Annotated in this window: 17 protein-coding genes; 2 read left to right on the top strand and 15 right to left on the bottom strand. The window is 67.0% G+C overall.

Annotated features, from left to right (window positions below; genetic code table 11):
* Positions 1–42 precede the first annotated feature (42 nt).
* From AC57BR_RS11075 to dinB, 14 genes are all read right to left on the bottom strand, one after another.
* Positions 43–1,068 carry a cell division protein FtsQ/DivIB gene (locus tag AC57BR_RS11075; protein ID WP_496360427.1) on the bottom strand — a complete coding sequence of 342 codons (1,026 nt, stop codon included), beginning with the start codon at positions 1,066–1,068 and terminating at the stop codon, positions 43–45.
* A complete protein-coding gene (murC, locus tag AC57BR_RS11080) occupies positions 1,061–2,440 on the bottom strand; it encodes a UDP-N-acetylmuramate--L-alanine ligase (RefSeq protein ID WP_496360429.1) in 1,380 nt (459 codons plus the stop codon). The genes AC57BR_RS11075 and murC overlap by 8 nt, the downstream gene beginning before the upstream one ends.
* The gene (murG, locus tag AC57BR_RS11085) at positions 2,437–3,537 is read right to left on the bottom strand and encodes an undecaprenyldiphospho-muramoylpentapeptide beta-N-acetylglucosaminyltransferase (RefSeq protein ID WP_496360431.1); all 1,101 of its coding nucleotides are present in this window, start codon (positions 3,535–3,537) and stop codon (positions 2,437–2,439) included. Before murG ends, murC begins: the two co-directional genes overlap by 4 nt.
* Positions 3,538–3,548: 11 nt before the next feature.
* Positions 3,549–4,919 (bottom strand): putative lipid II flippase FtsW, encoded by a 1,371-nt coding sequence (gene ftsW / locus AC57BR_RS11090; protein ID WP_496360433.1) that lies wholly within the window; start codon positions 4,917–4,919, stop codon positions 3,549–3,551.
* 2 nt (positions 4,920–4,921) lie between these two features.
* Positions 4,922–6,541 (bottom strand): UDP-N-acetylmuramoyl-L-alanine--D-glutamate ligase, encoded by a 1,620-nt coding sequence (gene murD / locus AC57BR_RS11095; protein ID WP_496360435.1) that lies wholly within the window; start codon positions 6,539–6,541, stop codon positions 4,922–4,924.
* Positions 6,523–7,632, bottom strand: a complete 1,110-nt coding sequence (mraY, locus tag AC57BR_RS11100; RefSeq protein WP_314192588.1) for a phospho-N-acetylmuramoyl-pentapeptide-transferase — start codon at positions 7,630–7,632, stop codon at positions 6,523–6,525. The genes murD and mraY overlap by 19 nt, the downstream gene beginning before the upstream one ends.
* Positions 7,629–9,101 carry a UDP-N-acetylmuramoyl-tripeptide--D-alanyl-D-alanine ligase gene (locus AC57BR_RS11105; protein ID WP_496360438.1) on the bottom strand — a complete coding sequence of 491 codons (1,473 nt, stop codon included), beginning with the start codon at positions 9,099–9,101 and terminating at the stop codon, positions 7,629–7,631. The genes mraY and AC57BR_RS11105 overlap by 4 nt, the downstream gene beginning before the upstream one ends.
* A 6-nt stretch (positions 9,102–9,107) precedes the next feature.
* Positions 9,108–10,796: a UDP-N-acetylmuramoyl-L-alanyl-D-glutamate--2,6-diaminopimelate ligase gene (locus AC57BR_RS11110; protein ID WP_496360440.1), complete on the bottom strand. Its 1,689-nt coding sequence runs from the start codon at positions 10,794–10,796 to the stop codon at positions 9,108–9,110.
* 98 nt (positions 10,797–10,894) lie between these two features.
* A complete protein-coding gene (locus AC57BR_RS11115) occupies positions 10,895–12,703 on the bottom strand; it encodes a peptidoglycan D,D-transpeptidase FtsI family protein (protein ID WP_496360442.1) in 1,809 nt (602 codons plus the stop codon).
* A 44-nt stretch (positions 12,704–12,747) separates the two neighbouring features.
* A complete protein-coding gene (gene ftsL / locus AC57BR_RS11120) occupies positions 12,748–13,404 on the bottom strand; it encodes a cell division protein FtsL (protein ID WP_496360444.1) in 657 nt (218 codons plus the stop codon).
* Positions 13,401–14,399 (bottom strand): 16S rRNA (cytosine(1402)-N(4))-methyltransferase RsmH, encoded by a 999-nt coding sequence (gene rsmH, locus AC57BR_RS11125; protein ID WP_496360446.1) that lies wholly within the window; start codon positions 14,397–14,399, stop codon positions 13,401–13,403. The genes ftsL and rsmH overlap by 4 nt, the downstream gene beginning before the upstream one ends.
* A 168-nt stretch (positions 14,400–14,567) precedes the next feature.
* Positions 14,568–14,996, bottom strand: coding sequence for a division/cell wall cluster transcriptional repressor MraZ (gene mraZ, locus AC57BR_RS11130; RefSeq protein WP_306922290.1), 429 nt, complete (start codon positions 14,994–14,996; stop codon positions 14,568–14,570).
* A gap of 396 nt (positions 14,997–15,392) precedes the next feature.
* Entirely contained in the window at positions 15,393–15,764 is a 372-nt protein-coding gene (locus AC57BR_RS11135) for an SCO2097 family morphological protein (protein WP_387100875.1), read from the bottom strand.
* Positions 15,765–16,095: 331 nt separating this feature from the next.
* Entirely contained in the window at positions 16,096–17,256 is a 1,161-nt protein-coding gene (dinB, locus tag AC57BR_RS11140; protein ID WP_496360555.1) for a DNA polymerase IV, read from the bottom strand.
* A 141-nt stretch (positions 17,257–17,397) separates the two neighbouring features.
* On the opposite strand from dinB, the gene AC57BR_RS11145 reads away from it, so the two are divergent.
* Positions 17,398–17,943: a hypothetical protein gene (locus AC57BR_RS11145; RefSeq protein ID WP_496360449.1), complete on the top strand. Its 546-nt coding sequence runs from the start codon at positions 17,398–17,400 to the stop codon at positions 17,941–17,943.
* A complete protein-coding gene (locus tag AC57BR_RS11150; RefSeq protein ID WP_496360451.1) occupies positions 17,940–19,034 on the top strand; it encodes a polyprenyl synthetase family protein in 1,095 nt (364 codons plus the stop codon). The genes AC57BR_RS11145 and AC57BR_RS11150 overlap by 4 nt, the downstream gene beginning before the upstream one ends.
* Before the next feature lie 51 nt (positions 19,035–19,085).
* Here the strand turns inward: AC57BR_RS11150 and AC57BR_RS11155 are convergent, their stop codons facing one another.
* Positions 19,086–19,439 (bottom strand): Rv2175c family DNA-binding protein, encoded by a 354-nt coding sequence (locus AC57BR_RS11155; protein ID WP_236807971.1) that lies wholly within the window; start codon positions 19,437–19,439, stop codon positions 19,086–19,088.
* Between the last annotated feature and the right edge of the window lie 97 nt (positions 19,440–19,536).

Consider the following 19,536-nt stretch of genomic DNA (forward strand, 5'->3'; position numbering starts at 1 on the left):
CCGCCGCCGCGTGTCGTCCTAATCCCCGCGAAATACAGCGGCTCACCGCGTCACCGGATGCCGCGGCACGCTCACGTCGTAGGTGTTGACCGGGTTGGCGGGATCGGCCGGCACCTTGAGCAGAGCTTCGAGCACCCGTGCCTTGAGCTCCTTCTCCCCCGCATTGCCCCAGATGACGGTCTGGCCGTCCAGCAGCTTCAGTTCCACCGCGTCCACGGATTTGGCGGAGGCATTGGAGAGCTTGGCGAGCACATTGGCCGGAAGCGCGCCAAGAACCTCGGCCGTGGCCTGGAACAGGTCCTTGCCGATCGTGCCTGCGCCGCCGTCAATCACCGGCAGTTTCACGGAGGCGGGATCCGCCGTGGTGCTGAGCCGCACGCCGTCGACGTCCACAAGCATGTACTCGTTGCCGCGCTTCACGAGGGCAACGGGCACGCGTTCCTGGACCTGCACCACGAGGACGGACGGCGGGCGGGCCTGGGTGGTGACGGATTTGATCTGAACGAGCGGCTTGAGCAGCGAGGTGACCTCGTCGTCACTGACCTGCGGCAGCGGCGTGCCAAGGAGCGGCTTGAGTGCCGCCTGCACCTGGGCCGGCTTGAGGAGCTTCGTGCCGGTGACGCTCACGCTGTGGACCGCCAGCACCGGGGAATAGATGGCAGCAACGATGAGACCCGCCACGAGGGCAGCCGTGACACACACCGCCACGATGAGGTTGCGCCTGATGCGCCGGCCCCGCGGTTCGGGAAAGGCCAGCACATTGTCCGGCCCTGGTTTGTCCGGAGTTGTGGTGTCCGGCTTCTGCGTTCCGGGCTTCCTGGCTTTGCCCTTCGGCGTGCCGGGCCTCGGCGTGCCGGGCTTCGGCGTGCCGGGCTGTGCCCTGTCCTGCGCATTACCGTCCGGGACGCCCTTGGAGGCGGTGATCACGGCCGGCTTCCCGCCGTCGCGCCCCGCGCCGGCGTCCCGGGCAGCAGCAGCGTCCCGGCCGGCGCCAGCGTCCCCACCCGCGCCAGCGTCCCGGCCGGCGGGCTTGGCCGGACGGTAGGTGGGGCGCCGGGTGCTAGCCATTCAGGGCCTCCACGATGAGCGGCCCGTATGCGGTGACGTCCCCGGCGCCTGCGGTGAGAATGATGTCCCCCGGCTGCGCGGCAGCGGCCAGGGCGGCTACAGCCTCATCTCCGGCTCCGACCAAGCCGCCGCCGGAACCGAGGTGCTCGGTGATGAGCGCGCTGGTGACGCCCGGGATGGGGTCCTCACGGGCCGGGTAGATGTCGAGCACCAGCGCAGTGTCCGCGGCATTGAGCGCGTCGGCGAACTCTGCGGCAAACTCCCGGGTCCGGGAGAACAGGTGCGGCTGGAAGAGGACATGAACTTTGTGGTCGCCGGCCACGGACCGGGCCGCCGCCAGCGCGGCCCGCACTTCCGTGGGGTGGTGCGCGTAGTCGTCGTAGACCCGCACGCCCCTGCCCTCCCCCTTGTATTCGAACCGCCGGGACGCGCCGGAAAAGCCCGCCAGGGCGGAGGCAGCGGCCTGGGCGTCCACGCCGAGTTCGAGCGCAACCGCCATGGCGGCGGCAGCGTTCAGCGCATTGTGCCGTCCGGGGACCTGCAGTGCCAGCGGGAACCGGCCCCCCGCCGTCGTGATGGCCACCCTGCCCGGTCCGCCGTCGTCGAGCCTGAGGTCGGCAGCCTCAGAGGTGCCGTACAGGACAACACGGGCATTGCCCCGCTCGCGGGTGCGCAGCGCCAGCGCGTGTGCGCCGGCGTCGTCCGCGCAGGCCACCAGCACGCCGTCGGCGGGCAGCAGTTCCGTGAACCGGTCGAAGGATTCGTACACGGCTTCGGCCGTGCCGTAGTGGTCGAGGTGGTCCGGTTCCACGTTGGTGACGACGGCGATCTGCGGCCGGTAGTTCAGGAACGAACCGTCGGATTCATCCGCCTCGGCGACAAACACCTTGGAGCTGCCGTTCGCCGCGTTGACGCCGAGCGCCGGCACATTGGCCCCGATCGCGAACGACGGGTCCAGGCCGGCGCCCTGCAGCAGAACGGTGATCATGGAGGTGGTGGTGGACTTCCCGTGGGTGCCGGCCACGGTCACCACGAGGTCGTCGGCCATGGTGGCGGCCAGGGCTTCGGAGCGGTGCAGCACCGGCAGGCCGGCCGACCGCGCGGCCTCGAGTTCGGGGTTGTCGGCACGGATGGCCGATCCTGCCACGACGGTCTGGGCGTCGCCGAGGTTGCCCGCGTCATAGCCCACGCAGATCCGGGCACCGGCCGCGGCGAGCTCCGTCATGACCGGCAGGTCCTTCGCATCCGTTCCGCTGACGGGAACCCCGCGTGCCACCATGATCCTGGCGACGGCGGACATGCCAACGCCGCCGATTCCGATGAAGTGCACGCGGCCCAGTGCTTCCTGGCTGGGTGCTGCGTTGGTGGTCATTTGGATACCGCTTCCAGTACGAGGTCGGCCATGAGCTGGTCGGCATTTCGGATGCCAAGGTTCTCCGCGTTTGCCGCCATCGCGTCGAGGCGGGAACGGTCGGTCAGCAGCGGGATGAGGCTGGTGCGGACCCATTCGGGGGTGAAGTCCCGGTCCGCCACCAGGAGAGCGCCACCGGCATCCACCAGTCCGCGCGCATTCAGCGCCTGCTCGCCGTTGCCGATCGGCAGCGGCACGAACACCGCGGGAACGCCGACGGCGGCCACCTCGCTCACGGTGGCCGCACCGGAACGGGCGAGCAGCAGGTCAGCCGCGGCATAGACGGTCTCCATGCCGTCCACGTACTCGAGCTGACGGTAGCCGTCGGCGGTGAGCACATTGCCGTCCGGGTCCTCCACGGACTTGCCGCGGCCGGTGATGTGGATGGTCTGGACACCGGCCCGGGACAGCGCTTCGAGCGAGGCCGCCACGGTGCGGTTGATGCTTTGCGCCCCGGACGAGCCTCCGGTGACGATGAGCACCGGCTTCCCGGGCTGCAGGTCCAGGCTGCGCAGGGCGCCGTTCCGCGCCGTCGCCCTGACCATCGCCGAAACCTCGCGGCGCATGGGCATGCCCACGTGGCGGGCGTTGCGCAGCGGGGTGCCGGCGAAGGCCACGGCCACGTGGCGGCTCAGCCGTGCCCCGACACGGTTGGCCAGGCCCGGGCGGGTGTTGGCTTCGTGGATAACAATGGGGATCTTCCGCCGCCAGGCAGCGAGGTACATGGGCGTGCAGACGTAGCCGCCCACGCCCACGAGGACGTCCGCGCCGGCGTCGTCGAGGATGCGCCCGGCCTGCCGGACAGCGCCGGCGAGGCGTCCCGGGAGGCGGAGCAGGTCCGCGGAAGGCTTCCGCGGGAACGGGACGCGGTCGATGGTGGCCAGCTCCAGCCCGGCGGCCGGAACCAGCCTGGTTTCCATGCCGGCGGCAGTTCCGACAGCGAGCAGCCGGGCGTCGGGGCGGGCGTCGCGGATGGCGGCGGCGATGGCCAGCAGCGGGTTGATATGGCCTGCTGTTCCGCCGCCGGCGAGGACCACGGACAATGACTCGGTTTTCATCAGGTGCTGGTTTACGCTTTCGTACGGGATTTCTTGCGCCCGGGCAACCGCCACGGGCCGAGCAGTTTGCGGGGCCGGATGTTGGGGGCCATCTGTTCGCGGGCCAGTGACAACACTACGCCGATCGCGCAGAGCGACATCAGCAGCGCCGAGCCGCCGTAGGAGATGAACGGCAGGGGAACGCCGATCACCGGCATCAGGCCGGTGACCACGGCCATGTTGACCGTTCCCTGGCCCAGCAGCCACACCATGATGGTTCCGGCCAGGACCCGGTGGAACAGGTCCTCCTGTGCCACCACCACGCGGTAGATGGCAGCGCCCAGGATGGCGAAAAGGACAAGTACGACGACGGTCCCCACCAGCCCGAGTTCCTCACCGATGATGGCGAAGATGAAGTCGTTGTGGGCCTCGGGGATCCAGCTGTATTTCTGCCGGCTCTGCCCGAGCCCGACGCCGAACCAGCCGCCCGATGCCAGTCCGTAGAGGCCGTTGGTGGACTGGTAGTTGGCGTCGATGCCGTCGCCGCAGCTCTGCCCGGTCCACCACGAGGTGATGCGGCAGACCCGGTTGGAGCTGGTCATGGCCATGAACGCTATGACGGCACCGAGGCCCAGGGCCGCGAACCCGAACAGGTACAGGCGCACGCCGGCGAAGAACAGGGCGGCGGCCGTGATGAGCATGATGATCATGCCGGTGCCGAGGTCATTGCCGATCAGGACCAGTCCGATGATCCCGCCGGCTATGGGTACCACGGGGACCACAGCGTGTCCCCACTGGTGCAGCAGGGACGCCTTCTTGGCCAGCACGGTGGCCATCCACAGTGCCAGGGCGAGCTTGGCTGCCTCGGACGGCTGCAGGGTGAAGAACCCGCCGATGTCGATCCAGTTCTTGTTGCCGTTGACGCTGGTGCCGATGACCAGCACGAGGCCCAGCAGGGCATAGGCGATCATGATGCCCGGCCACGCGAGGCGCTTGAGCCATACGACGTTGATCCGCGACAGCATGAACATGCAGAAGGTGCCGATTCCGGCGAACAGTCCCTGTTTGAGGGCTGCCGTGTAGGGCGACTCGCCCGCCGCGATGGCCTCCACGCTGGACGCCGAGAGCACCATCATGATGCCGATGGCGGTCAGGGCCAGCGTGGTGCCCAGGATGAGGTAGTAGGTGGAGCCGTTGCGCGACTTGCCGTTTCCCTCGAGGGCGGACCAGAAGCGCCGGTACCACCGCCGCAGCCGGGCGCTGGCGGGAATCCTCGACGCGGGAGTTGCCGGTGCAGGACCCGGTCCGGGGTTCCGGGATTTGGAAGTCAGAGGGGCAGCCCCACGGGAGGTCTCCCCCGCCCGCTGCCGGGTGGCCGCGGGACGTGTGGGTGTGCTGACCATTCTTACTCCTTGCCGGTCCGGGCCTCCCCTTCCACGAGCTCGCGGACCGCTGCAATGAAGGCGTCGCCACGGTGAGCATAGGAAGAGAACTGATCCATGGATGCAGCAGCCGGGGCCATCAGCACAGTGTCACCCGAGGCGGCGAGCTGTGCCGCCGACGCGACGGCCCGTGCCATCACTGCCTCCCCGGTTTCGGCTGAATCCGGTGCGGCGTCATGTCCGGTTCCGGCTGACTGCACAATTTCAGTGTGGCCTGCCGCCTGCCGGATGACGGGGACATCCGGCGCGTGTCGCTGCAGGGACTCTTGCAGCGATGCCGTGTCCTTGCCGATCAGTACCACGGCCTTCAGGCGGCGCGCATGGTCGCGGACCAGGTCGTCGTAGCTGACGCCCTTGGACAGGCCGCCGGCAATCCACACCACCGGGTCGAAGGCGGCCAGCGAGGCGGAGGCGGCGTGCGGGTTGGTGGCTTTGGAGTCGTTGATCCAGAGAACGCCGTTCTGCCTGGCGACCGGCTGGATGCGGTGGCTTCCGGGGATGTAGGCCTGCAGTCCTTCGCGCACGTGCTCAGGGCTGACGCCGTAGGCCCGCACCAGACCTGCGGCGGCCAGGGCGTTGGCCACCATGTGGCGGGGTGCCACCGGGCCGAGGTCAGACATGGACGCCAGTTCGACGGCGCTGTCCTTGCGTTCGGCGATGAAGGCCCGGTCCACGAGCAGCCCCTCCACGACGCCGAGCATGCTGATGGCGGGCGTGAGGGTGGTGAAGGCCACCGCGCGGCAGCCTTCCACCACGTCCGCGTCCTCCACCATGCGTTCGGTTTCGATTTGCTCGTCGTTGTAGATGCAGGCCTTCTGCGTGTTTTCGTAGATCTTGGCCTTGTCGGCGAGGTAGGACTCGTAGGAGCCGTGCCAGTCCACGTGGTCTTCTGCGACGTTGAGGCAGACGCTGGCGACTGCCGAGACGGAGTCGGACCAGTGCAGCTGGAAGCTGGAGAGTTCCACCGCGAAGACGTCGTACTCCACCGGGTCACGCAGGGCATCGAGGATGGGCGTGCCGACATTGCCCACCGCGATCGCCTTCAGGCCCGCGGCGCGCAGCATCGACTCGGTGAGGCCGACCGTCGTCGTTTTGCCGTTCGTTCCGGTGATGGTGAGCCAGTCAGCTGTTTTCCGGCCTTCCCGGACGCGCAGGCGCCAGGCGAGTTCGACGTCGCCCCAGACCGGGATGTGGGCGCGGGCGGCGGCCGCGAGCAAAGCCTGGTCCGGGCGCCAGCCCGGCGAGGTGACCACGAGGTCCGGCTTCAGGCCGTCGATCTTTGGCAGCGTGCGGACGGCCTCCTCCCCCAGGAGAACGTCGGCCGCGCCCACGATCCGCAGCGTGTCCGCCTTGGCCTGGGCTGTTTCCGTGGTGGCCCCGTCGACCACCACCACGCGGGCGCCGAGTTCGATCAGCGTGTCCGCGGCCGCGAAGCCCGAGACGCCGATCCCGGTGACCACGACGCGCAGCCCGGCCCAGTCGGAGTCCCAGCTGACCAGGCCGCTGAGCCGCGTCGCACCAGTTACCGCCGGAGCCGCCGTTGGGTTGTGGGGTTCAGAGCCGTTCACAGCAGGACCACCCATTCTGCATAGAAGATGCCAAGACCCGCGGCGACGAACAGGCCGGCGAGGATCCAGAACCGGACCACCACGGTGACTTCCGCCCAGCCCTTGAGTTCGAAGTGGTGCTGCAGCGGCGCCATCTTGAAGAAGCGCTTGCCCTTGGTCACCTTGAAGTACCCCACCTGGATGATGACGGAGAGCGTGATGAGGACGAACAGGCCGCCGATGAAGGCCAGCAGCAGTTCGGTGCGGGAAAGGATGGCGAACCCTGCGATGGCGCCGCCGATCGCGAGGGAGCCGGTGTCACCCATGAAGATCTTGGCCGGTGAGGTGTTCCACCACAGGAAGCCCACCAGCGCGGCGCTCATGATGGCCGCAAGAAGCGCGAGGTCCAGGGGATCCCGGACGGAATAGCAGCCGCTGCCTGCCTGGCGGGGTGAGCCACAGGCTTGGTTGCTCTGCCAGATGCCCATCAGCGTGTAGGCGCCAAACACCATGACCGCGGCGCCGGCGGCCAGCCCGTCCAGGCCGTCGGTGAGGTTAACACCGTTGGTGGCAGCCGTGACGATCAGGTTTGACCACAGCACAAAGAGGATCGCGCCAAGCACGGTGCCCCCGAAGGCGAGGTCCAGCCACGGGATGTCACGCACCAGCGAGATTTTCGTGGACGCCGGGGTGAGTCCGTCGGCGTCCGGGAAGTAGAGGGCCATGACGGCGAAGATGATGCCGACGGCCGCCTGGAGGATGAGCTTGGCCTTGGCGTTCAGGCCAAGGCTGCGCTGCCGGGAAATCTTGATGAAGTCGTCGAGGAAGCCCACGAGGCCCATCCCGACCATCAGGAACAGCAGGAGCAGCGCCGATGCGGACGGCCCGGCCGACCGCGGGTTCATGAGCCACATGATCAGGTGGGTAAGCCCGTAGCTCAGCAGGACCGCGCCCACCACCACTGTGCCACCCATCGTGGGCGTGCCGCGTTTGGTGTGGTGCGACGTCGGTCCGTCATCGCGGATGAACTGGCCATAGCTCTTGCGGACCAACAGCCGGATGAACAGCGGTGTGCCCACCAGTGCCAGCAGCAGGGCCAGGCCAGCGCCGATCAGAAGTGCAATCACAGCAGCTCGCTCCCTTCGTTGGCAGTTGTGGGGGTGGCATGTGGGGGTAATGCTATCCGATCGCCCAAATGGCGCAGTCCCACGCTGTTGGAGGATTTGAAGAGCACCAGGTCGCCGGGTTCGAGCTGCTCCTGGAGCAGTTCGTAGGCTTCGTCAACGGTCTCGGCGAAGATGCATTCATCTCCCCAGGACCCTTCCTGTACCGCGGAAACGTAGAGCGAACGCGCTTCCCGGCCAACCACCAGGAGGCGGGAGATGTTCAACCGCACCACCTGCGTGCCGACGGCCGTGTGCTCGCGGATGGAATCATCGCCCAGTTCCAGCATGGCCCCCAGCACAGCCCAGGTGCGGCGGCCGCGGCCCAGGTCGGCCAGCGTGCGCAGGGCAGCCCGCATCGATTCCGGGTTGGCGTTGTACGCGTCGTTGATGACCGTGACGCCGTCGGGCCGTTCGGTCCGCTCCATCCGCCAGCGGCTGGCCGCGGACTGGGAGCTCAGTGAGGCGCTGATCCGGTCAGCCGGTACGCCGGCCGCGTGCGCGGCCGCTGCGGCGGCGAGGAGGTTCGCGACGTGGTGTTCGCCGATGAGTTTGCTGGTGACCCTGGCCGTGGGCTCCCCCGGCACTTCGAGGTCGAACTCCGGGTTGCCCGAGGCGTTGGTGTCCAGGTTGGCGGCCCGGACGGCTGGTGCGTCCGGGTCAGCGTCACGGGAGGAGAACCCCAGGACAGTCGCCTGGGTCCGCGCGGCCATGGGAGCAACACGCACATCGTCAAGGTTCAGCACGGCGGTGCCGTCGGCGGGCAGCGCCTCGGCGAGTTCGCCCTTGGCTGCGGCGATGTTTTCCACGCCGCCGAATTCCCCGGCGTGGGCTGTTCCGACGCCGAGCACCACGCCGATCCCGGGCCGCACCATGTCGGCCAGGTAGCGGATGTGTCCGATGCCTGTGGCGCCCATTTCGATGACCAGGAACCGGGTGTCAAAGCCCGCCTGGAAGACGGTGAGGGGCACTCCGACCTCGCCGTTGTAGGAACCCTGGGGTGCAACGGTCGGCCCTTCAGCCGACAGGATGCCCGCGAGGAGGTCCTTGGTGGTGGTCTTACCGGCCGAACCGGTGATGCCGATGACGGTCAACTGCTCGCCGGCGGCCTCGCGGTGGTGCCTGATCCGCCGGACAGCCTCTGCCGCAAGGGCGCCCATGGCCAGCACCGCATCCTCGACGACGACCGACGGATAGGTGCGGCCGGCGTCGTCCTTGATTTCGCGTTCGGTGAGGGCCAGCACCGCGCCGCGGCCAAAGGCGGCCCCCACGAAGCTGTGCCCGTCTGCGCTCTCGCCCGGTTTGGCGACATAGAGGGAGCCGGCAACGGCCTCCCGCGAGTCCGTCACCACGGATCCGGGGGTGACGTCGGGGTCGGCAAGCAGCCGGCCGTTGGTGATTTCGGCGATTTCCGCCGCATTTAGTTCAATCATGTCGGTCTAGGACTCTATCCCGTCGTCTTGGAGAACGGTGAATCCTCGTGCCGTCAAGGCGTTCCTTAGTTCCACCCTGTCGTCGAGGGCAAGGTTCACTCCCTTGACCTCCTGCCACACTTCGTGTCCGCGCCCCGCAATGAGGATGGTGTCCTCCGGTGCCGCCAGGTTGACGGCCTCCCGGATGGCAGCGTCCCGCGGAAAAACTTCCATGATTTTGCAGTCCAGCTGCTCGGCTTCCTTGGCGTCCGTGGCACCTACGAGCACCTCGGCCCGGATCGCCGCGGCGTCCTCATCGTGGGGGTCGTCATCGCTGACGATCACGACGTCAGCAAGCCGGGCCGCGGTGGCGCCCATGGACGGGCGTTTGCCCTGGTCGCGCTGGCCCGTGGCGCCGAAGACCACGATGACCTTGGACACTGGCTCCGGGGACCGGACGGCCTCCAGGGCGCGTGCCAGTGCATCGGTGTTGTGCGCGAAGTCCACGACGGCGGCCGGCCGGGTGGAGACGAGCTGCATGCGGCCCGGCACCGCCACAGTGAACGGATCTTTGGCATCGAGTGCTGCCTGCACTTCGGCGGGATCTGCGCCGCCGGCGAGCACCATGGCCAGGGCAAGGGCCGCGTTGGAGACATTGAAGGCCCCGGGCAGCCCGGCGTGCACGCGGAGTTCCGTGCCATTCCGGCCGCGGAGGGTGAATTCCGTACCGAGGCCTCGGGGCTTCGGGGCGGTGACCGTCCAGTCGGCCCCTGCCGGTCCGGCCGCTGCCGAATTGGACGCCGGGTCCGCTTCCGGCCCGCTGCCGGGCTGGAGGGTTGCCAGCGTGGTGACCGGAAGCTCAGTCCGGGCGGCAAGCCGGCGTCCCCACTCGTCGTCGACCGTCACGACGGCGGCACGGGCGCGTTCGGCGGTGAACAACTCCGCTTTGGTGCGGTAGTACTCCTCCATGGTGCCGTGCAGGTCCAGGTGGTCCTGGGTGAGGTTCGTAAAACCGACGACGTCGAAGACCACGCCGTCCACCCGGCGGAAGGAAACCGCGTGCGAGGAGACCTCCATGGAGGCGGCGTCGAGCCCGCGTTCCCGCATGAGGGCAAGCAGGGCGTGGACATCCGTGGACTCCGGGGTGGTCAGGAGGCTGGGAATCGGGTCCCCGCCGGCCAGGATCTCGATGGTGCCGATAAGTCCGGTCTTTTTGCCCATCGCCTGCAGCAGGGCGTTGATGAAGTACGTCGTGGTGGTTTTTCCGTTGGTGCCCGTCACGCCGAACATTGCGGGGCCCGGGAGGTCGGCACCCTGGCTCCGGTAGATCAGCCTGGACAGCCGGCCCACGACGCTGCGGGGCTCCGCCACCACCAGCACGGGCACGGCGAGGTCCGATCCCAGGGCAAGAAGTTTCCCGCCGGCGTCGTCCGTCAGTACCGCCACCGCGCCGGCCTCGAGGGCCGTCCTCGCGAAGTCCGCGCCGTGCCGCGCCGCTCCCGGCAGGGCAACGTACAGGTCCCCGCGCTCCACGGACCGGGAGTCGAGCGAGATGCCGGTGACCTGGACCGATTCGGATGCCCCGGGCACGGTGACGCCGATTGATTGGCCGATGACACCCAGTTCGACGGCGGCGACGGCGGTGGGCCGGAAGCCGCTCCTGGGCGCCTGCCCCTCCGGGGCGTCGGCAGTGCCGGGGTCATGGTGCTGTGACAACTGAATCTCCGTGGTGCTAGTGGACCAACGGACACGACAGAACTGTTTGTTCAGGTGTACCGCGGTCTTTCTTGGCGGGCGTTACTTGGCGTGCTGCGTTATTTGGCGAACTGCGGCAGCCTGGCGGGTGTGCCCTTGGACGGCGGAACGTTGTACGTCCGCAGTGCCTGGCTCATGACTGATCGGAACACGGGCCCGTTGGTGATCCCGTAAATGGACCCCTTGGGACGCTGCAGGACCACCTCCACAATAAACCGCGGATCGTCCATCGGCGCCATCCCCACCATCGAGGCGGTGTACCCGCAGAAGCCTGCGGTCCCGTCGTCGCAGGGCGATTGTGAGGTACCCGTCTTGGCCCCCACGCGGTAGCCGTCGATTGCGGCCTCCTTGATCTGGCCCTCCGTGACGGCACTTTCGAGGATGTCCCGCACCTGCTGCGCCGTTTCCTCCGAGACCACCCTGCGGGACGGCTTTGCCGCCACCTTTTCCTCGGTTCCGTCCGGGCTGATATAGCTGTCGATGAGCCGCGGCTGCAGCATCACACCGTCATTGGCGATGGACTGGTAGGCGCGGACCGTCTGGAGTGTCGACTGCGAGACACCCTGCCCGAACAGCACCGTGTACTGCTGGCGGCCGTCCCACTGGTCGGCCGGGGTCAGGATGCCCTTCGCCTCCGCGGGCAACCCGATCTCCGGTGCCTCGCCGATGCCGAATTTCTGCAGCCAGTCGTGGCGCTGATCCTTGGTGAGGCGCTGACCAGCCATCACGGTGCCCGTGTTCATGGACCAGCCCAGGATGCCCGCCAGGGTCCGCTTCTCAGTCCCGTGGGAAAAGGAATCGTCGAACTGCTGGCCGTCCACCACCAGGGACGGCGGGATGACGAAGGTGTCCAGCGGTTTGGCCTTGCCTTCTTCGATGACCGCTGCGGCGGTGATCATCTTTTCCACCGATCCGGGCTCGTAGGCCGCGGTGACGGAGCGGACGCCGCGGTCCTTGGCCGCCACCTTGCCGGGGTCGTTGGGGTCAGGGGTGTTGGTGTCGGCCATGGCAATGATGTTTCCGGTCTTCACGTCCGAGACGATGATGACCCCCCACTCGGCGCTGAGCTTGTCCGCCTGGGTCTGGATGGCCTGCTGGGCGAAGTACTGGAGATCGGAGTTCAGGGTGAGCTTGACGTCCTTGCCGTCCTTCGCGGGCGTCAGTTCGTCGATGCCGACGGGAATGCGGAGGCCGTCGGCGCCGATTTCGAACACGCGCTTGCCTGGAGTGCCACGCAGTATCCCGTCCTGGGTCTGTTCGAGGCCGGCCTGGCCGGTGGTTCCGTTCTCCAGGAAGCCGACAATGCCGCCGGCCACCGAGCCGTTCGGGTAGACGCGCTTACTGGTGCCTTCGGAGAAAATACCAGGGATCTGCAGTTCCGAAACCCGGTTTTCCACGTCGGGCCGGAGGTCCTTGGCCACGATGTAGTACGTCCTGGTTCCGGTGACAGATTTGCGCACGTCCTCGGCATCCATGCCGAGGACGGCAGCAAGCTCGGCGATCCCCTGGTCGCGGGACACGGTGACGAGCTCGTCCTTGCCGTCTACCTTTTCAAGCCGGTTGAAGGATTCGGTCTTGGTGTTTACAGACTGGTCAACAGTGATGTTGTAGCGGATGACGCTGTTGGCCAGGACAGCGCCGTTTGCGTCCAGGATACTGCCGCGTTCGGCCGGCAGGACGGTGGGGCGCAGCCGGTTGTCAAGGGCAGCTTCGGCCATGCCGCCGACGTCCATCCCTTGGACCAGGAACAGCTTCCCGCCGACAACCACCAGCAGCGCAAGCATGATGCTGAGTCCGAGGCGGAGCCTCTTTGTGGCGTTAGCAACCTTCTTCTTGCTTGCCTTGCTCTTGCCTTGCGCCACGCTCATCCCCTACTGCTTGCCATGCGGGCTATCAGCCGCCTGTTCCTGCCCTACTGCCCCGGCGTCCTTTGCTCCGGCGCCGGAATGGTTCCCCCGTTAAGGGTGGCCGGCTTGGCAGCAGCGGCCGGCTTCGCAGCCGCCGGGGTCTCCGGCCGGGCAGCTGCCGTTTCACCAGCAGCCGGCGCCCTGCTTGCCAGCGGCTCGCCCGAGCTGGCGGGCGGAACCACATTCAGCTGACCCGGGACTGCAGGGGCAGCAATCACCGCTCCTGCCGAGTCTGCCTTGACCGCCGGCTTGGCATCCCCGCTCACGGTCAGCGTGGAAAGATCAATCTGTCCCTTGCCGGTTGAAGCAACCATTCCCAATTCTGCGGCCTTGGCAGCCAGATTCTGGGGAGCCTCGAAGTTTTGCACCTGCTGTGTCAGATCCTGGTTCTGCTTGGTGAGAGACGTCTGTTCGGCACGGAGCTTGACCAGCTGGTACTGGGCCGTGGACACAGAGATATTGAGCACCAGCACTGCGATCAGCGCGGCCGCCAGCATACCGAAGCAGAGAACAACAAAGGGCGCGCGGCGCTTCCTCGGTGCGGACCGGACCAGGGACAGCGGGGTGCGCGCCTTGCGGGACGAACCCGGAAGGCCGGCCTCCACATCCTGGACGCTCGGGCCGGACGGAAGGGCGAGGTTCTTGGCAGCTGCTGCGCTCATGTTGCTCTCCTGGCTCTGATGCGTTCCACTGCGCGCAGCCGGGCTGATGCTGCGCGCGAATTCTCTGCGATCTCCACGGCGGTGGGCACCTCGGTGCCTTTGGTCAGTGTTTTGAGTTCGGCCTTGTGTTCTTCAAGCTCCACCGGGAATCCCAGCGGAGCTGAGGATTTCGAGCGGGTCTGGAAGACGCCCTTGACGATCTTGTCTTCCAGGGAGTGGTAGGACATCACGACGATCCGGCCGCCAAGCGCGATGGCATCCACCGCTGCCGGAACGGCACGCTCAAGGACTTCGAGTTCCTCGTTGACTTCGATGCGCAGCGCCTGGAACGTGCGTTTGGCCGGGTGTCCGCCGGATTTGGCCGCGGCGGCCGGCACCACCGCCCGGATCTGTTCGACGAGTTCCCCTGTGGTGGTGAACGGCTTCGCGGCCCGGGCGTTGACAATCCTGTTGGCGATGCGCCCCGCGAACTTTTCCTCACCCCACTTGCGGATGATCCTGACCAGTTCCTCTTCGCTGTAGGTGTTGACAACGTCCGCCGCCGTCTGGCCGCGGCTGGTGTCCATCCGCATATCCAGGGGTGCGTCAAACGAATAGGCGAAACCGCGTTCGCGCTCGTCGAGCTGCAGGGACGAGACCCCGAGGTCCATCAGGATGCCGTGGACCTCGGGAATGCCGAGGTCCTCAAGCACCTCGGCGATTTCGTCGTAAACAGCGTGGACCAGATCCGTGCGGGCCGCGAAGGGCTGGAGCCGCGCACCTGCCAGCGCCAGGGCTTCCTCGTCACGGTCGATGCCCACGAGGTGCAGGTCAGGAAAGCGCTGGAGCATGGCCTCGGAGTGCCCGCCCATGCCGAGCGTGGCGTCGATGGCCACCGGCGTCTCGCCGCGCAGGCGTGCCGCCTCGAATCCGGGCGCCAAAAGATTGATGCACCGGTCCTTGAGGACCGGCACATGGCGTTCGGACGTCGGCTTCGGCTGGTCAGGTTCTGTCACGCCTTCGTCCTTCCTTGAGCGCCTGGAATGATTCCGTGGGGGCGGTTTCTTGGGCCAGATCCCCATCCGCGCCTATCCCCTTGGCTGCCTGGCTCCGGGGAAGTGAGCCAGGTAGTTCTCAGGGATGGGCGGCTGGAGATCTCGTCCAAGAAACGGATTCGGGCCGGCCTAAAGGATGCCGGCGATGGGGTTGTCGGTCTCGGAGAAGGAGGTTTCCTTCTCCGCCAGGTACGTATTCCAAGCCTGGGCATCCCAGATCTCAGCCCGGGTGCCGGCCCCAATAACGGCCAACTCCCTGCCGAGCCCTGCGTACTCCCGGAGCGCGGGAGGTATGGTCACGCGCCCCTGCTTGTCAGGCACCTCGTCCGAGGCTCCAGAGAGAAAAACCCGGATGTAGTCACGAGCCTGCTTGTTGGAGATCGGAGCCTCCCGGATCTGCTCGTGCACCCTCGCGAATTCCTGCTCGCTGAAGACGTAGATGCAGCGCTCCTGGCCTCGCGTGAGAACAAGTCCGCCGGCAAGCTCCTCACGGAACTTGGCGGGAAGAATGATCCTGCCCTTTTCGTCAAGACGCGGCGAGTGTGTCCCAAGGAACACGTCCCCACCGCCCGTCTGCCGTCAGAAGCCGAACAACCCCGCGCTGCCACTACCCTCTTACGCGCTCCACTTTACTCCACTTCTCACCACAGTCAACGCGACGCGGGTATTTCTCTGCGGCTTGGACAAACTTCTTTCCGCGGAATGCCGGGGATTTTGGCCGGGGGTGGAAAGTGGAGGGAATTGCGCCGCTCCGCTGACGGCGGCCGAGGTTACATCAGGCTCGGCATTCCCGGCGCCCGGCACCAGTTCCGCGGCTTAACGCGGAAATGACCCGCCGCAGCGGGTCATTCCTGAACTGGGTCATTCCTGAACTATGGGCGCTCACCCGGGATGGCACGGGTGGTGCAATGTGGAGGGTGGTACGGAGTGGAGGTGGTGGGAAGTGGAGCGCCCTCAGGACTCCCCGCGGCGCCTTTCGTCCCATCGTTCTTCGAGGCTGTTCATAAAGGAGCTCTTGCTCTTCGACTTACGGCCATGCCCACCGGCCTTTGCTTTGCCGGCCGCAGCGCTGCGCATCGTGGCAAAGTAAACTCCGGCACCCATGACGACGAACCCGAGGACCCCTACAAATATGTTCTGGAGGGAGACCCCCACCAGGAGGAGCAGCACCCCGGCCAGCGTGGCCAGTACGCCAATCACGATGTGCCGGGTTGACCAGCTGCGGCCGGGATCCGAGCCCATGGAATTGGCGAACTTGGGATCGTCCTCATGCAGTTGCCTCTCGAGTTGCTCGAGCAGCTTCTGTTCGTGCTCCGAGAGCGGCATCACGACCTCCTTAAGTAGGCCAACGTCGAGACAGGTCGGAACCGGTTGTTCCTGCCCCGTCAACGACCGGCATGCCATCCAGGTTCCCGGCCTGCCAACCTCGGCAGATCCAGGGATTCAAGCATACTGACGCGGCGGGTCAGGTGATCCACACATGTCCAGACGTTCGAAATCTTTGTATCTATAAGGATAGTTTGTTGGGCGCTGTTCTGAAAGACGCTGTTCACGGGCGGCAACACTCCCAAGGCCTTGAACTGGCACGGATCTGCGGCCGTGAACACGCTTTCACGCGCCCACTCGTGTCGCGGGAATCACGTCAGCCGGAAACACTTCAGGAATTGCCGCTTCCCGGCTCAAGCAGCCGGGCCGGAAGCACGGACTTGCTGCCGAATTTCTCTGCCACTTTGTCCAGTGCCTGTTCGGCGGCCCGCCAGTTGTCATCGCGCCTGTCCAGGCTCAGCTGAAGGGATGTTTGGGCGATCGCTTCCAACTGCTCCGCACGGACGCCCACCAGCCGGACCGTCAGGGGCCGGCTGCCCAGTGACTCCAGCAACTGGATAACCACGGCATAGATGAGCTGCGCGCTGTCCAATGGCGTGTGGACGGTGCGGCTTCGGGTCACGGTGGAGAAATCGGCGTACCGCAGCTTGAGCGCCACCGTCCGGGCCACCAGCCCGGAAGCGCGCAGCCGCTCGGCAGTGCGGTGGGACAGCCGCAGCAGTTCCCTGTGCAGCAGGGCATCGTCCGCCGTGTCCGCGGCGAACGTCTCCTCCGCGCCGATGCTTTTCTCAACCCGCACCGGGGTGACCGGCCGGCTGTCGATGCCCCAGGAGAGCCGGTGGACGTGCTCACCGGTCGCGCCCAGCACCTTCTTGAGCGAGGAGACCGGCGTCGCGGCAACGTCCGCCACGGTACGGATTCCCATCCGGGCCAGCACCTCCGCCGTCTTTCCCCCGACACCCCACAGGGCATTGACAGGAAGGCTGTGAAGGTACGGCACGGTCTGCTCCGGCCGGATGAGCAGCAGGCCGTCCGGCTTGCACCGCGTTGAGGCGATCTTGGCCACGAACTTGCTGGCGGCGATCCCCACGGACGCCGTGATGCCAAGTTCGGCGGCGACCCTCCGCCGGATCAACTGCCCGATTTCCAACGGCGGACCGAGTCTGCGGATCGCGCCTCCGACGTCGAGGAATGCCTCGTCAACACTGAGCGGCTCAACGAGCTCCGTGATGGACCCAAATATGGCCATCAGCTGACCGGACACTTCGTAGTACAGCTTGTGCCTGGGCTCGATGATAGTGGCCTGCGGACACAGCCGGTGTGCCACAGCCATGGGCATCGCCGACTTCACCCCGAACTTGCGTGCCTCGTACGACGCTGACAGCACAACCGAGCGCTCCGCCGGAAAGCCCACGATGACCGGCCGGCCGCGCAGGTCAGGGCGGGCGCGCAGTTCAACCGAGACAAAAAACGCGTCCATGTCGACGTGCATAATGCTCGCCCGCCGAAGGTCCCGCAGCCGCGCTTCCGCCTGCTCTCTGTCTTCGTCCGGCCCCACATCTGCAATCCTATGCCCTGCACCTGACTAAACTGGAGGCTGAATCCGGCATCAACACCCAGGAGGACCGCACCTGTGAAGGTCATTGGAACGCTCATGCCTGCCCGCCTTGGGCTGCTCGCCGCTGGAGCGGCCGTAGTGGCGGCGGCGTCAGCGTGCACGGCACAGGCGCCCAATTCCGCAACGCCTGCGGCAACGGCACCGGCCCCCTCGTCCGCGGTGGCGACTGCCACTGCGTCGGCGAGCGCAACTGCGAGCCCGAGTGCAACACCTGGCACGTCGGCCACCGTGGGAGCGCTCGTCGCAGGCTTCCCGTCAAAGCTTCTTCCCGTGATGCCCGGGACCAAGGTGGTGGCCAGCAGCTTCGATAAGTCAACATCCCCGGCCACCGCCGCCCTGGTGGGTTCAACCGCCGCCAAGCCGGCCGCCGTCGTCGCCTATTACACCAAAGCCCTCGAGGCACAGGGCTTCAAGGCCGTTCCCGGCAACACGGTGGGCAGCGTGGCGTCCAAGGACTTCGTGCGGGCGGGCAACGAGACGGTTAACATCGCCGTCCCCGCAACCGGCGGCGTCTCCACCTTCACCATCGGCGCCAATGTGGCGCCCGAGTCCGTCAAGTGATGGTGGCCGAGCAGCTGCGCGTGGAGCAGGCGGACTTCGTGGCCGCCGTGGCGGGAAAGCTCACAGACTTTTTGACCACCCGGCAGTCGATCATGACGGCAATCTCGCCGGACATCGATCCCATCATGGGGTCCATCTCCAACCTGGTCACCGGCGGAAAGCGGCTGCGTGCCCTCATGTGCTACTGGGGGTGGCGCGGCGCGGGCGGCCCCGCCTCGGCAGAGGACATCGTCACAGCCGGCGCCGCGCTTGAGCTGTTCCAGGCGGCAGCCCTGATCCACGATGACATCATCGACCGGTCGGACACCCGCCGCGGCGGACCCAGCGTACACCGCCGGTTCAGCCAGCTCCACGAGTCCCAGGGCTGGGCACTCGACAGCGAACGCTTTGGCCACGCCGCGGCCATTCTGGCCGGCGACCTCTGCCTGTCCTTTAGCGAGGAAGCCTTCACCGACATCGGGGAAACGGCAGCGTCAGGAAGCAGGGCACGGCTGATCTTCAACCTGATGCGTTCGGAGGTCATGGCCGGCCAGTACCTGGACATCCTCGAAGAGGTGGCCGGTCCGGTCCGGGACCGCGCCGGGGCCGTCAGCCGCGCCCAGTCGATCATCCGCTTCAAGTCGGCCAAGTACTCCACGGAACATCCGCTCGCCCTGGGCGGTGCGCTCGGCGGGGCCTCGGACGAACTGCTCCGGGGCTACTCCGCCTTCGCCCTCCCCCTGGGCGAGGCCTTCCAGCTTCGCGACGACGTCCTGGGCGTTTTCGGGGATCCGGTCACCACCGGAAAGCCCGCGGGAGACGACCTCCGGGAAGGCAAACGGACCGTCCTCGTGGCCTTCGCCCTGGACCTTGCCACGCCCGAGGAGTCCGCGTTCATCGACTCAAAGCTTGGCAGCCCCGAACTGAGCGAGGAAGATGTGGCCGAGATCCGCCGGATCATCGCGGACTGCGGGGCGCTGCAGGCCACGGAGGTGCTGATCGAGGAATTCGGCGCAGCGGCGTACGCGGCACTGGAGCTCCTGCCGCTGGAAGACCTCCCCAAGACCGCGCTGCGGCGGCTGGCTGAGGCGACAGTGAGCCGGGCCGCCTAATCGGCTGGCCCGGCCCGTTTACCTTGCCGGGTTAGTTACCAGGCTGGGTTACTACCAGGCCAGTGACTGCGCCCGGCGGCGGATTTCCGTCTTGCGCCCCTCACGGAGGGCATCGATGGGCCGCCCGCGCAGTGACTCGTCAGGGGTGAAGAGCCAGCCGATCAGCTCTTCGTCCGAGAAGCCGGCGTCTGCCAGCACCACAATCGTGCCCTTGAGGCTGTCCACGACGTGGCCGTCCTGAAGGAAAGCCGCGGGCACCGAACGGATCCGCCGTTCCCCAATCCGCAGGGCCGCCAGCGCGCGCTCGTCAAGGAGCCCGTGGACTTTGGTAATGGACACATCCAGCAACTGGGCGACGTCGGGCAGGGGCAGCCAGTCGCCTACAAGGGTTTCTACAGTACTCACGGGTCAAGGTTGCCATGGCGGGCGCCCGCAAGCCTAGTCGAAACAGCGCACGCGCGTGCCCGCCCCGTTTTCGCGGGCGACACTCCCAGTCGGACAG

Source organism: Arthrobacter sp. BGA-UO-ETr-C19 (assembly GCF_059568005.1).